Consider the following 14,158-nt stretch of genomic DNA (forward strand, 5'->3'; position numbering starts at 1 on the left):
CAGATTGACGGAAACTGGGGGTCCCTTTTCACGTTGCCACGGGGGTCCCTTTTCATCTTGCCATTTCCACACGGGGCCATGGTCGGCGGCAGGTAGACGAGCCAGCGCGGGTCGACGGCGAAGCGGGCCATCGTCTCGAGCGCGGCGGCGCAGTTCTCCGGGCGGACCGACACGCTCCCGGCGAGGCGCGTGTGCAGCCGCAACGGCCCGGTGACGTCGTCGAGGTCGAGCAGTGCGTCGCTCTCCTGCTAGCGGGTGGGGCCAGTGGTGGACCGCAGCGCCGCGGCCAGCTTCTCGGGCGGCTCGGCCCAGGCGCGTGCCGCCGGTACGGACACCAGCTCGCGCTCCGGCCAGCGCAGCGCGGTCAGGCGCCCGCCGAAGGCGCAGCCGGTGTCGATGCAGATCGTGTTGTTGACCCACTCGGCGCGTCCGGCCGGTGTGTGGCCGTAGACGACGGTCGCGCGGCCGCGGTAGTCCTTTGCCCAGTCCAGCCGTACCGGCAGGCCCTCGTTGTCGGTCTCGCCCGTGGTCTCGCCGTAGAGGCCGAAGTCGCGCACCTGGCGCGAGGTGCGGTTCTGCAGGTGCTCCTTCATGCCGGCGTGGGCGACGACGAGTCTCCCGCCGTCGAGCACGTAGTGGCTGGCCAGTCCGTCGAGCAACGCGGCCACGCGCTTGCGGAAGCTATCCGGCGTCGCGTCGAGCTGCTCGAGCGTCTGCATCAGTCCGTGCTTGCGTTCGACGTTGCGGCCGGCGAGCGCGCGGGCCAGCTTCGCGTCGTGGTTGCCGGGGATCGCCAGTGCGTGGCCGGCGTCGACCATGTCCATGACCAGCGCCAGCGCGCCGGCGGCGTCGGGGCCTCGGTCGACCAGGTCGCCGACGAAGACGGCGGTGCGGCCCGCCGGCGGTGTGACGCGGTAGCCGGGGCCTGCGGCCGTGTCGTTGCGCTCGACGCGGTAGCCGAGCTGGTCCAGCAGCGTTTCCAGCTCCCGGCGGCAGGCGTGCACGTCGCCGACGATGTCGAACGGGCCTGTCAGGTCCCGGCGGTCGCAGTCGAGCGGCTCGCGGACGACATCGGCGTCGCGGGCGTCGGCGGGCGAGCGCAGGTGGTAGCGGCGGCGGAAGCCCTCGGCGGAGAGCTTCTTCATCCAGCGCTGCATCGAGCGCCACTGGCGGCGCACCGCGTGCGGGGGCCGCGCGTCGGCGCCGCGGGCGGCGTTCTGTGCGAGGCAGTCGCGCTCTGGCAGGTCGAAGGCGATGGCGCTCAGCGGGGCGTGCTCGTCGCGCGTGAGCTGCACGTAGCGCTTGCGGTCGTCGGGGGCGACGTTGGCCGCGTCGATGACGGTGAGGCGCCGGGCGCGCAGGCGCCTGGTCGCGATCTGTTCGATGACGTCGAAGGCGTCCTTCGTCGTCCTGGCGTTGCGTTCGTCGTCGCCGACGACGTTGCGGTAGTGGTCCGAGGAGAGGACCTCGGACGGGCGGAAGTGCTTTTGCGCGAACGTCGTCTTGCCGGACCCGCTGGGGCCGACGAGGACGACGAGCCCGTAGTCGTGGATCCACTCGTGGCGCGCCTGGTGCAGGCTGACGCGCTCGGGGAGCGCGGTCTCTGCGTCCGTGTCGCCGTCATCGAGTGCGAGAATGCCTCAATTGAGGCATTTTCGGCAGGATGCAGCGGCGGCTTCGCGACACCAGCGGTCGCCGCGTCGGTTCTTGTCCATCGAACCTGCGCCTTGGCATGTCGAATCGGTGCTCTGCTGCGTTGGCCTCCTCACCCAGCCCCCGCCGGTTCGTCGATGCCTTGGTCAGTTCCTCTCGGCCTTCTCCGCCCGTCGTGCGGCCCAGTACTGCCGCATCCGCTCGGCCACGGCCTGGCGCTGCTCCTCGGTCATCGTGCGCTTGCGCCTGCTGACCGCCTTGACCGCCTTCTTGCTGCCGCGCCGGGCAGTCGGCGCGGCAGTTCCTTCAATCGCCTCGATGGCGCGCTGGATGGCGACGAGCTGGCTCTTGAGCGAGCGCTCCTCGTTGCGCAACGCGTCCAGGACTCCGCTGCTCGACATCGTGAAATGCTCCTTGCAGGGCGAGCCGCCGCCGCATCGCGCCGGCCGCCAAAACCCAGAAACCTCCGCCGCCGGGCGCCGCCGCCGAGACCGCCGGAGCCGCTACCGACCCCACGCGCCCGATCGGCCGCTACGACGCCGGCCTGCTCGATATTCGACCGCCGCACGCATCTCGGCCGCATGCCACGCCGGCCAGTCGTCACGGCAGGGCAACCCCGGTTCGCCCGCGCGCCGGCCGCGCACGATAGCGGCCAACGCCGACTCTTCCGAGCCGTACCGCTCGCACGGGATGCTGGTGCCCGGCTCGTCAGCCTGCATCAGCAGCCCAGGCCTTTGCAGGTCCGGTCCCCGCACGCGAGTCAGGCCGCGAAGCGGTTGCCTGCGCTGTCCGGGGTCGGCAGGCTGCGCTGCCGGCCGGGCGGTCTGCGGCCGCAACCACACCACTTCGGCAAGCGGCGGTGCCCCTGTCCCGCGCCGCCTCGCCGACCACGGCCCCGGTTCGCGCACCCATGCCTGCCAGCGCATCCTGCCTTCCGGCCAGAACGCCGACAGGCGACCTTTGACCAGCTCGGGCGCGCGGCGCCGCTGCGTCGCGGCGTCCCGGCGGCCCTCCTCTCGACACCATCGTAACCGGACCCGAAGGCGATCCTGGGACACCGTACGCTGCCGCCCGGCGTGCTTCGGACCGTTCGAGTCGTCGCTGTCCCGCAGCATTCGGTTGCGTTCGAGCAGCCACTCGTCGGTGTCCCAGCAACTGGTGAACCGCACCGGCGGCGCGTCGACGACGTCGATGCCTCGTTCCCGCAGGTGCGCGGCGGCCCGTTCCCGCAGCGCCGAACGGGTCTGCATCCAGGTAGCGAGAATGGGCGGCGGCGAGCTGGTGGTCGCCTTCCGCGATCGCGTCGAGAATCGTCTCGACCAGTCGGTCGTGGGGCGCGCGGTTGGTGTCGCGGAACGCCTTGATGCACAGCTTGCGGATGCGGATGGACAGTTCGCTGCGGGCCTCGTCGCTCACGTCGTTCCGGCCGGCGAGCGCATCGATGATCACTACCCGGCCGTGCCCCTCGGTCAGCAGGTGAAGATCTCGTTCGCCGCTCGCACTTCCCCTTCGCGCGGGCCGCTCTACAGCATGGCGCCGCCTCTCCCACGGGCCGCGGGGCCTGGTTGCGGCCGAGGCGTGGTGCAGGTGGCGCGGGGCGGGCGGCCAAACTGAAGCCATCGGCCGCGCCCGGGCGACCGTCGCCCGGTGTGGTGGCCGACGCGACCGAGGGCGTGGACCGGCCGGGTGTCAGTCCCCGTGGCATCTGGTTCCGGATGCTCCAGCGGCGGACTGGCGATTACTTCGTGTAGCGGCAAGCGGCCAGTCGTGGCGTCAACCGGTCGTCGAACGTGTCGGCCGAGGAGTTGACGCGCACGTCTACGGAGCGAGCGGACCGCGCCAACCCGATGTCTCTACCGCGATTGCCGTCAGCGGTATGCTGTTCCCAGCCACAGGCACGCATACAGCCGCGCTTACTGCTCACTGCTGACTGCGGCGGTTCCAACCGAGAAGCGTCTTCAGCAACCCGGCCGTGTTGCTCGCTTGTTCGAGGGTCGCCGACCCGCGACCCCGGCCGTCGGCGTCGCCCTCGTCCTCGGTCAGTGGCGAACCCTGGCCGATTGGCGTGCTCAGAGCATCCAGGCTGGGCGCCAGCGCCGCCGGCAGGCCGGCTACCAGTACTTGCTCATCCCGCCCGGAGTCCAGATACCGCTCCATCGCCGCCACCAGAGCCTGGACGAGACGGCACGCAGCCTCGACGCGCGATGACCTGCCCAGGCTGACTGTCCCAAGACGTTCCGCGGCGGATCGCAGTTCCGTCAGGCAACGCCGGAGTTCGGCATCGTCGCCAGCGATTTGCCCGGCCGTTGCAGCATCGACTCCTTGCGCATCCGCAGCTTCCCGTCCGACAACCGCCGCAGGCAACAATGGCGCAGAGTCGGGCGACGAATCGGCGCCGCCGACACCGGCGGCTGGCCCCGCCGGCGGCTGGCCACACTCCCCACCCCGTACCGCCATCGCACCGCCGCCCGCCTTGCTGTCGCTCGATGGCGTCGACTCCGACGGCGCCCCCCCAACGACCGCATCCGTCGCCTCGGAATCGTCCGACGCTCCCGAATCCGTCGAGCCGGAAGTCGGAACCCGCCGTTCGGCATCGGCGTCGCAACCGGTTTTCCCGACCGTGGCGACATCGACTCCCCGCACGTGCGCATCCGCAGCTTCCCGTCCGCCAACCGGCGCCGGCGCCGGCAACAACGGCGCCGGGTCGGGCGACGAATCGGCGCCGCCCCACTTCGAGTCCCGCACTGCTGCCGTCCTACCGCCCGACCCGCGGTCGCCCGATGACGCCGAGTCCGACAGCGTAGACCCGCCGGCCGGGTCCGCCGCCTCGGTACCGCTCGGCTCGGACGCAACAGGCGGATGTGCTTCGGCATCCGTCGCTCCTGCGGTCGACGTCTCGGCCACCTCCCGCTCGCTTGGCGAGCCTGCTGCGGCGGATCGGACAACTGGTCGTTCCGAGCCGCGTGCCCGTGTGGCCGACGCAAAGCGCGTTACGGCATCGGCTGAGGCGCCGGCATGCTCAGACGGCGGTTCCAGCCCGACTGTCGCCGGTCCGGCCGCTTCGCGTTCGAGCGCCCCCCGCAACGTGCGCGCGGTGCCGTCGGTGACAGTTGCCAACGCGCGCCGCTTGGCCTCGTCAGACTCGTGCCGGATCGCGTACGCGTCGCTGACCGCAACCTCTCCCGCGTCCACCGCGGGAGCCAGTATCGGGTCGTGCAGGATGGCCACCGCGCGCTGGACCGTCGCCCGGCCCAGGCACAGCAAACCGGCTGCCATGCCCTGCGAAATTGCATCAATTGATGCAATCTGGGCCGGTCTTCCCCGCGCCAGGTTCACCAGTCGAGCCGCCGACATCGCCCGCTGCGAATCCCCCTGGTGCCGCCGAACCAGGTTGACCGAAACGATGACCCGCACCGCGTCGGCCGCCGGCTCGACTTCGGCCACCAGAGGTTCGAGCCCGGCCTCTTCACAGGCCAGCAGCCTGTTGCGACCGTCGAGGACCAGGTCGGCGCCATCATCGGCCCGCTGGAGCAACACCGGCAGGCGCTGACCGTGCGTCTGAATGTCCGCCGCCAGCGCGGTGATCTCGTCCTTGCTCAGCAGAGGAAAGACATCCGCCACTGGATGCGCCCGTACCCTGCGACCCCCGGCGAGCAGATAGGTCGTCGTCATCGTCGCCCTCCGCCACCGCTCCGTGCCGGGGGCTCGTCGGGCGCGCCGCTCAGCAGTCCATCCACGTCCCGAGAATGCGGGCCGCGCTCCCCGGCACAGTGCGGTCGGCCACCCGCTGGCCGCGCGTCCCGTGCACAGCCTCCGGTCGCGACCGCGCAGGTGCGCAACCCGATCGACAGGCCGCCACCGCGCAGCACAGTATCGGTAGTGCCTCGTCCGAATTGAACCGGCGCCCCCGCCCCGACCGCGCCCGCCACCCTGACACTAGCCACGATGCAGTACACCGCGCGAGCGCGGGCGCGACTTCGCCCACTCCTCGATCTCGTGCGCCGACCAGCGCACGGCCGACAACCCCACTCGGTACGGCAAGGGCAGTCTTCCCGCTCGCATCTCACGGTAAATCGCGGAGCGGGACAATCCGGTACGGGCCTCGACCTCGGCACGCGTCAGGAAACGGTCAGGGGGGTCGGGTCTAGGGGCCATCGGCGCGCTCCTGCCAGGTCGTTCCGAACCGCCCCGGGGACCGCGAAGCGCGATCCACCGGGGGGCGCGTCCGGGTGGCACAACAGCTCATGGCACACAGCATAGCGGTTTATGCACCGCAGCGCAATGCGGTTCTAGAAACTTCCTTTCGCGCGTGACGTTAGGGTACAATCGGACCGTGGACATCCGAGAGCGTCTCCTCGACGCCGTCCGGAAGAGCCGCCTGTCCGAGCGCAAGCTCTCGCTGCTGGCCACCGGCGCCAATGACACCATCCGCAACATTCGCAGAGGGGCGGTTCCCCGGGCAGACACAGTCGAAGCGCTCTGCGAAGTGCTCGGACTCGAACTCCAGATCGCTCCGGGACTGACCCCGCCCGCCGACCAGACCGCAGCCGTCCCGAGGCCGCCAACCGAGTTCAGCACGCAGCGCCAGTTGTCCACCTACAAGTGGACCCACCCGTCCGAGGCGGGCTATCAGCCGCACGCCTCCCACAACGCGCCGGCGCCGGTCGACCTCGTCGACGACCACGCGTTCTACGTGCAGATGCCCGATGTATCGATGGTCCCGGCTCACATCTGGAAGCACGACTACTGTCTGATCTCGCCGGTCGCGCAGCTTCAAGTAGATCAGCGGGGCTGGTTTCGCAGCGCGGCTGGGCGCGAGACGATCAGGTGGGTGATGCGACTGCCGTCCGGCGGATACGACCTCGCCTCCTGGGAGCTGGATCAGGAGGGAGCGGTCGGCCATCAGAAGCCGAGCGCCGTTCACTGGAAGCGCGAGGATGTCATCGATCGGGGTGTCGTCGTCGCCGTCTACCGCCACGAACCAACCACGGGGAAACCGCAGGAGCCTGTTCGAGACTGGCGCCCGGATGCGCTGGCAGAGCTGTCGAGGGCCGCCCTGTTCAGCGACCAGTTCAGGAAAGTGGAGGCCGAGATCGACAGGGCGGTGGCCGCCGTCGAGCAGATGGAGACCCACATCAGGCGCCGGGCCGGAACGGTCAGTATCTCGCCGTTCCAGGCCGAACAGATCCTCAGAGTGCTCGACTACAGGTTGCAGCACTCGCTGCACAACATACGCGAGGCACTCAAGCAGGTTCGGCCGGACGCAAGTTGAGGCTGCCCTCGGCGACGACCGCGACGTTGCCGGCTAGGAACGCCGACCAGGTGTCGAGCAGTGCCCGGCGCTTGTCCAGAAACGTCGACCGCGAATAGCTCCGCTCGACAGCCGAGCCGACCGCATGCGCCAGACTCGTTTCCATCACCGCGTAATCGGCGTCCGCGCGCTCCGATGCCCACGTGCGGAACGTCGAGCGCCAGCCGTGAGGAGACCCCGCGTCGGCAAGACCGGCCGACCGCATGACCCCGGCCACAGTCGCCGCCGACAGCGAGCCGGCCCCCGCCTGCGGACTCGGGAAGACCAACGCGTCGTCGCCGTCGTGCCGGCGCAGCGACCGCACCGAGTCCAGCAACGCGACGGCCGCGGGGACCAGCGGCACCACATGCTCGCGGTTCCGCTTCATCCGGCAAGCCGGGATACGCCACTCCCGCGCGTCCTCGGTAATCTCTCCCCACGTCGCAAGCCGTGCTTCGGACGGCCGCGCGGCCGTCAGGATCTGGAATTGCAGGCAGGCCTTCGCCGACAGCGTCGCGCGGCACATCGCGATCCGCTGCATCGCCGCCGGCGCATCGGCATATGGCACGCTGCTCATGTGCTCGCGTACGGCCGGCTGGGGAACGAGCGCCCCGGCCACCGCCGCGACCGGATCGACCTCGATCAGCCCCGCCGCGCGCGCATGCCGGAAGATCGCGCTGAGCGCCGTCCGCAGCTTCCGGCCGGTCCCCGGCTGCGAGGTCCACACCCGTTCGAGGGCCCGCAGCACTTCCGGCTTGCCGACTCGGTCGACCGGCAGGTCGAGCACCTCGGCCGCGTGCCGTTCCAGCATCGCCGCCCGCGCCTTGTGTTCACTCGGGGACAGCCGTGCCCGATTCGAGTCGGCCACCTTGCCGGCGATCTGCCGCAGCGTCGGCGCCGTGGACCGTTGCGGCCCCGTGAACGGGTCTTCGCCCCGCTTGACCGCGAGCTTGTTGTCGAGCGCCCACGCGCGAGCCTGCGCCAGGCTCACGACGTCGACCGAGCCGAGTCCGCGGTCGACTCTGCCCCGACCCGGCACGGTGAGCCGTTGCACCCAGGAGCGAGTCCCGCTACGCTGGACGAACAGATGCAGCCCGTGCCCGTCGGAATACCTGCCCGGCTTGCGCAGCGTCTGAACCTGTCGAGCCGTCAACCTCGTCATGGGATCCCTTGCGGAAATCGCTTACCACAAGGCTACCACATTTTGCATGGGATTCAGGGAGAATGCGCGGGCCTGCTTGAGAATCAGATTCCAGCAAAAACGCCCAATACATGGACGTTTCTGGAACGGACGGGAACGACAGAGACCATACTGTCTGTCCTCGCCTTGCCCGAGTAGGACTGTCGAGCGGGCTGGGCGAGGCGCTCTGCTTCGCCGGCCCGCTGGGCGTCGACAAGACCTCGCCAGCGGGTTTCCGGCCGAGGTGGTGCGGTGCGGGCTCGTGAAGCTCTCTTGCGGCGGGTTGCGGGACGAGACGGACTTGGCCTTTGTATTCAGGAAGCCGTCTTCCTGCAGACTGCACGACCGATCCGCCCGCCGAGACGCCGCCACGCCTACCGGCGGGTCCGAGAACCGTGGTCGAACCGCGCGCGAAGAACCTCGCCGCCTTGGGTATCATCACGCGGGAGGCAACGCTTGAGGGAAATCTACGACTGGGCGGGCTGGTTCCGGGAGCTCGCCGCGCGGGTCGCGGAAGGTGGTGAGACCGCGCTCATCGAGAAGGCCAGGCAGGTCGATTGGAGCGGGGAGCCGGAACTGCTCAAGCGTGGCGAGCGGGGCATCGATCCGTTCTCGTTCATCTATACCCTGGCTCAGAAGAACACGAGGAACCAGCGGCCGCGCGTCTATCCCAGCGTCGCAAAGTGCTTTGGGTTGGAATCTCCCCTGTCCGATTTCGGCAACGACGACTTCTACATGTTCCCTACGCCGCCCCCAAACGCGGCCGCTCTGTTCCACGACAGCAAGAACTTCAGCCCGGAACTGCTCTGGCGTCTGTTTGGACAGGCGGTCAAGGACGAGCCGCAAATCGACCCGACTACCTTTCGCGACGTCCTGAAGATCAGGTACGTAGCACAAGTGAAGCTGACCCAGGCGCTGAGCCTGATCAACCCGGACTTCTTCGTGTCGGTGGATGCGCTGCAACACCTTCCGGCGAACAAGGACATGGACCTGAAGGGCTGTGACCATGGCGGATTCATGTCAGCCCTGAACAACGCCAAGCGGGCGTTTCCCGGATGCCGTGCGTGCGAGATCAACACTTTCGTGTACTCCCACTACATGTCCAAGCCGCCGCTACTGAAACGGGAATCCAGGTTCTTCCAGATCAGCACGAATGCATACGGCAGCGATCGTTGGGAAGACTTCGACCGAAGCAACGCCGTGTACACCGACTCGTCGAGGCAGGGAGGGGACCCGGGCCTTTGGGAAACAGCTCCCGCTGGCGGCGATGGTCGGGGTTCCCCGTACCCACTGACGGAGCCCGCGCGGGGAGACGTCATCCTGGTACGCACCGGCGTCCGGAAGGGGCGTGCAATCGGTATCGTTCATCGAAATGATTATGCCGAAACCGATGGATTGAACGATCGAAGCAGGCTTCACGTGTACTGGATCAACAAGTCTGAAGCTGGTTTCGGTCCGGGCGTTCAGACCGATCGGGTGGCTTTCTCCGAGGTGACGCCCACTCGCTCTACCTACCAGGCATTTCGCCACGCCGCCGCGTACCAGCCGACGTTCATGCTGATCGACAAGCGCGACGGCAATGGCCCGATAGGGCCAAGACTGCCCTCCCACCCCCTGAACCAGATCCTCTACGGACCGCCCGGTACGGGGAAGACGTGGCACACGGTCACGCACGCGATGGCGATCATGGAGGACCGAGAAGTCGATGAGGTGACGCAGGAGGATCGCGCCACCGTCAAGAGTCGGTTCGACAAGTATCGAGATACCGGACGAATCGAGATGGTGACGTTCACCCAGAACACCACCTACGAAGACTTCGTTGAAGGCATCCGGCCCGTGCTGGCGGGCGGCGCGACTCCAGGCGCGGCGAAACCGGCCGAGAGTGGAGACGTCGGCGACGATGTCCGCTACGAGCTGTCCCGCGGCGTCTTCCGGCACATCGTGGACCGCGCCGCGCAGGACACGGACCAGCGCTACGTACTCGTGATCGACGAGATCAACCGCGGTAACGTTGCCCGGATCTTCGGCGAGCTGATCACGCTGATCGAGCACTCCAAGCGGATTGGCGGGGACGACGAAGCCCGGGTGACGCTGCCCGGCTCGAAGACGGAATTCGGCGTGCCGGCGAACCTGCACGTGGTTGGGACGATGAACACTGCTGACCGATCCATCGCCCTTCTGGACACGGCGCTGCGGCGGCGTTTCGTGTTCGAGGAGATGATGCCGGATGAAACCCATCCTGGCATCAGCGAGGACGTAGGCGGCGTCGATTGTCGGAAGCTCCTCGCCGCAATGAATCGGCGCATCGCTGTCCTGCTGGACCGCGAGCATCAGATCGGGCACGCCTACTTCCTGGGTGTCGACAAACTGCCGGTGCTCGCCAGCATGTTCCGGACCCGAATCATGCCGCTGTTGCAGGAGTATTTCTACGACGACTGGGAGAAGATCCGCGCGGTTCTGAACGGCAACGGGTTCGTCCAGAGGTCAGGTCCACCGGAGGAGCTGGTCAGATCGAATCTGGTGGATGCCGATCGGGCCGTGTACAACTTGCTGCCCGCCGATGACGACCGGTGGACCTCCCCGACTGCGTACCGCGCAGTCTACGAGACGAAGGCGTCAGCGGAAGACGGGAACGCGACACCGGCCGCCTGAACATGCCAACCCCGCGCGTGCTGGTGGTTCGAGAGCACGAGGAACTCACCGGATTGCGTGACGACGAACAGCGTGATCTGGAGAGATTCGCGCTGACGCAGCCGACCAAAGAACAGGGTCAGCGGCGGCCCGTTCTTGCACTCCGGAACGGTCGCCTCCACGCACAGAACTACGTCGGCATCATCGAGACGCGCCGCGGAACCGTGATCGAGATCCTGCCGAAGGTCGATCTCTCGCACGACGGGGACAGTACGATCCGACACCTCGGCGAGCAGGCGGACGGCCGTCCTGATTCCGTGACCGGCACGGACGAAGACACGCGGAGGGTCTTCCTGACGATGCTGCGGGACTGGCGGGGCCTCGGGCAGGCCCAGCTTGACGGTGCGAGCATCCGCGCGATCCAGCGTTTCAACATGTTCGAGGCGTTCGCCCATCTGTTTCTGACGAGCGTCGTGCTGCTGACCCGGCGCGGCCTCGCCCGGGCGTACCGGACGCAGGAGGCGAATCTCGCCTGCCTACGGGGCCGGATCCTGTTCCCGCCGCACCTCCGCGAGAACCTATTCGACCGCTCGCGCTTCTACGTCGGCTACGACGAGTTCACCGCCGACCGACCCGCGAACCGCCTGATCCACCTCGCGTTGCGGCGGCTCGTGGGTGTCGTTCGCCATCCCGCGAACCGTCAGCGGGTCCAGCAGTTGCGAATCGTCTTCTCCGATGTGCCCTCGTCGACGAACCTGGACGATGACTGGGCGCGGCATCGCGTGGACCGTTCGATGCGGCACTACGACGCCGTGATGCCGTGGGTCGGGTTGTTCCTGTTCGGTCGGGGCCTCGCCACGTTTGCCGGCTCGCATATCAACCGCGCGCTGCTGTTTCCGATGGAGGAGGTGTTCGAGGACTTCGTCACCGCTGCCGTCCGCCGACACCAGCGGCGTTTCACAGTGCACGCCCAGGGGCCGATGCGGTCTCTAGCGAGGGACGGCGCGGGCAAGGACTCATTTCGGCTGAAGCCGGATATCGTCCTGAGCGACCGTGCGCAGGTCCGATTCATCCTGGATGCGAAGTGGAAGCGACTCGACCTCCGCGCCCCAAACCATGGCGTCAGTCAGGACGACGCGTACCAGCTCTTCGCATACGGAAGGAGATACGGCTGCCGGCGTGTGGTCCTGGTCTATCCGAGGACGACTTCGTTTCACGAGCCGCTCATCTTCCGATTCCTGGATGATCTCGATCTGGAGATGGCCTGTTTTCCGTTCAACGTGGCCGATTCAGAGGGAACCGTTCGCATGATGATGCGGGACCTGCTGCGATAGCCGAGACTTCTGCGACGCCACGCGGGTCACTTCGACCGACCCGCCGCAGTCGCGACACGCCTTCGGCACCCGCGTTTCCAGGACCTGGTCAACTCGTTCCGGGCGCCGGCGGCGCGCATGCCGGCCGTAGAGCGCACCAGCCCGACGGCCGGGGCGCCGGCCGCGCCCTTGTGGTCGGTCCTTGGCGAACGGGGCGGCTTGTCGTTTCCCCGCCAGGCGCGCCGCGGCCAGCTGACGCCTCAGGTCCTCGATTCCCCGCTTCTGACACTCGTCCTGGCGTCGCAAGCCGTCGATCTCGCGCTTCTGGCGGGCGTTCTCCCGCTCGCGCCGCGACAACTCCTTCCGAAGGCGCTCGACCTCGTCGCGCAGGCGTCCTATCCGTTCGTCGCTGGACAGCCCGTACTCGTTGAACACACAAGACTGATGCCATACTTCGCGAAGAGTACAATCCAAACTCTGGATCTTGTCTGACCACCCGCTAACCGAAGACATTCGCGTCTTTCCGTTTCCCTATCGGCTACGGCTCTTTGCGCCGTTCGCAGCTCTTTATTGAGTGTCGAGAGCCGATCCTTATTCGGGCTGTCGGAGTCGAGTAGTTCGCCCAGGGCGATAGCCGCGCCATTCCGCCCGGCGCGGAGGTCGGTTAGCTCGGATTCGAGTAGAAAGTAACGATCTGAATCTCGCATGATTTCCTTTACAGGTTTCCACGTGCCATAGCATCGCAGCCGCATCAATGGCAGTTTCTCTGATGCCACAAATGCAATCCGAGTTTACAGGCGTGCTCTTGTACATCTTCCGGCGCCCGGCCGAGTCGCTTGGCGAGACCTTTCCAACCTATGAACGCGGGAGAGGGCGCCGAACGGTCGGGCTTATCGTCGCTCGCGAAGATACGAGCGGCGTATAGATGAGTTCGTATTCGTCATACACAGTCCATATGATGGAATCTATGGTAACGACATTGATACGAATGTCAAACACTATTTCTAATTTGCGACATGAACCGTGCCAACCTGGACGACCGGGCGAGAAAATACCCGCGGAATCACTGAGAAGAAAATCCGTAGGTCTATGAGGCTGTATAGGCTCCGGTTTCAGCCGGGAGCAATCTTGCGAGGGGTACCCAATCGGCTAGGAATCGAATAGACGATCCACAAAATCCTCTCGCGCGTGGTCGAACAACCGGGCATCCAATACAAATGTCTCCGTCATGCCGTCGGCAGTTACGCTCATCTGTATAAGGCCGCGGTTGATTAGGGATTCTACTCCGGCGCGGGAAACCCGCTCATGGCGATTGCATTCTCCCCAGGTCATTACGCTTCCACCGTGCGAGACGAAAGCCTGAACGACCGCCCATTCCTCGTGTCCGAGATTGGCGAGCGACTCCTGTATCTGGCGCTTCCTGCGTTTTCTTTCGCGCGCTCTTTTCCAGGGAGAAGCTAGAAGCTTGGTAAGTGAGAATGCCATCGCCGCCGCAAAGAACGGGGCCGTCGGTTGGTCCCAGGCGAAGTACAGGCCTGCACCGGCGCCGGCTCCGATTGCGATGTTCCTCGCGAAATCCTCCTCGTTGTAGATTCGGTCGAACCACTTATCCGGGTTCGCGTCGGTGAGCGACTTTGGATTCTTGCCGTCGGTCACGTTTCAGTACCTCCTCGACGGAGAGTATTCTACAAGACCACCGCGGTCGACCTGTACGGCCCTTCAGCCGTACAGGCCGATGCTCATGGCATCGGTAAGCCCGTGGTTCGGGGAGGTGCGTCGTTCTCTGGGCATGGAAATCATGAAGGTGGTACAGTGACGTGTTGCGTACCGAAAGGGGGACGGATTCAGGATGCCAGATTGGATCAATGATTGACTCGACAGGTGACGGGCAGACAGACGGCACAATCGATCTGGAAAGGGTAGAGGCCATCTACCAACAGGGCGAGGACGCGGTGTTTTGCTTGCGTTCGGGCCGAGAGGTGACATCGAAGAAACCGAAATCGACCGAGGTCCAGGGAATGCTCGTGAAGATCGCAGCTAGGAGTCTGCGCCGCAGAAAACAGATGCGACAATTGTAGGCGCGAGCCGACG

At 66.7% G+C, this 14,158-nt stretch carries 13 protein-coding genes; 5 read left to right on the forward strand and 8 right to left on the reverse strand.

The window, feature by feature from the left end:
• From F4X11_06290 to F4X11_06305, 4 genes are all read right to left on the reverse strand, one after another.
• On the reverse strand, positions 1-203 hold a 203-nt coding region (locus F4X11_06290; GenBank protein ID MYN64622.1), incomplete at its 3' end, for a hypothetical protein.
• A gap of 45 nt (positions 204-248) precedes the next feature.
• Positions 249-1,295, reverse strand: coding sequence for a hypothetical protein (locus tag F4X11_06295; protein MYN64623.1), 1,047 nt, complete (start codon positions 1,293-1,295; stop codon positions 249-251).
• Positions 1,296-1,799: 504 nt separating this feature from the next.
• Positions 1,800-2,054: a hypothetical protein gene (locus F4X11_06300; protein ID MYN64624.1), complete on the reverse strand. Its 255-nt coding sequence runs from the start codon at positions 2,052-2,054 to the stop codon at positions 1,800-1,802.
• A 102-nt stretch (positions 2,055-2,156) separates the two neighbouring features.
• Positions 2,157-2,903, reverse strand: a complete 747-nt coding sequence (locus F4X11_06305; GenBank protein MYN64625.1) for a hypothetical protein — start codon at positions 2,901-2,903, stop codon at positions 2,157-2,159.
• Positions 2,904-2,916: 13 nt separating this feature from the next.
• Here F4X11_06305 and F4X11_06310 point away from each other — a divergent pair, with 13 nt between their 5' ends.
• Positions 2,917-3,267: a hypothetical protein gene (locus F4X11_06310; protein MYN64626.1), complete on the forward strand. Its 351-nt coding sequence runs from the start codon at positions 2,917-2,919 to the stop codon at positions 3,265-3,267.
• A 306-nt stretch (positions 3,268-3,573) separates the two neighbouring features.
• On the opposite strand, the gene F4X11_06315 is transcribed toward F4X11_06310, so the two are convergent.
• Both F4X11_06315 and F4X11_06320 read right to left on the reverse strand, forming a co-directional pair.
• Complete coding sequence (locus tag F4X11_06315; protein MYN64627.1) at positions 3,574-5,325, reverse strand: hypothetical protein; 1,752 nt, start codon at positions 5,323-5,325, stop codon at positions 3,574-3,576.
• Between the two features lie 264 nt (positions 5,326-5,589).
• Entirely contained in the window at positions 5,590-5,808 is a 219-nt protein-coding gene (locus F4X11_06320) for an AlpA family phage regulatory protein (GenBank protein MYN64628.1), read from the reverse strand.
• A gap of 178 nt (positions 5,809-5,986) precedes the next feature.
• On the opposite strand from F4X11_06320, the gene F4X11_06325 reads away from it, so the two are divergent.
• Entirely contained in the window at positions 5,987-6,925 is a 939-nt protein-coding gene (locus tag F4X11_06325; protein ID MYN64629.1) for a hypothetical protein, read from the forward strand.
• Here the strand turns inward: F4X11_06325 and F4X11_06330 are convergent.
• A complete protein-coding gene (locus tag F4X11_06330) occupies positions 6,897-8,105 on the reverse strand; it encodes a tyrosine-type recombinase/integrase (protein ID MYN64630.1) in 1,209 nt (402 codons plus the stop codon). The two genes, F4X11_06325 and F4X11_06330, sit on opposite strands and share 29 nt — an antisense overlap.
• Positions 8,106-8,579: 474 nt before the next feature.
• On the opposite strand from F4X11_06330, the gene F4X11_06335 reads away from it, so the two are divergent.
• From F4X11_06335 to F4X11_06345, 3 genes are all read left to right on the forward strand, one after another.
• Positions 8,580-10,775, forward strand: a complete 2,196-nt coding sequence (locus F4X11_06335; protein ID MYN64631.1) for an AAA domain-containing protein — start codon at positions 8,580-8,582, stop codon at positions 10,773-10,775.
• A 2-nt stretch (positions 10,776-10,777) separates the two neighbouring features.
• Positions 10,778-12,088, forward strand: coding sequence for a hypothetical protein (locus F4X11_06340; protein MYN64632.1), 1,311 nt, complete (start codon positions 10,778-10,780; stop codon positions 12,086-12,088).
• 117 nt (positions 12,089-12,205) lie between these two features.
• Complete coding sequence (locus tag F4X11_06345) at positions 12,206-12,559, forward strand: hypothetical protein (GenBank protein MYN64633.1); 354 nt, start codon at positions 12,206-12,208, stop codon at positions 12,557-12,559.
• A 657-nt stretch (positions 12,560-13,216) separates the two neighbouring features.
• On the opposite strand, the gene F4X11_06350 is transcribed toward F4X11_06345, so the two are convergent.
• Complete coding sequence (locus tag F4X11_06350) at positions 13,217-13,723, reverse strand: hypothetical protein (GenBank protein ID MYN64634.1); 507 nt, start codon at positions 13,721-13,723, stop codon at positions 13,217-13,219.
• Positions 13,724-14,158: the final 435 nt, after the last annotated feature.

This window comes from Acidobacteriota bacterium (assembly GCA_009861545.1).
Lineage (GTDB): Bacteria > Acidobacteriota > Vicinamibacteria > Vicinamibacterales > UBA8438 > WTFV01.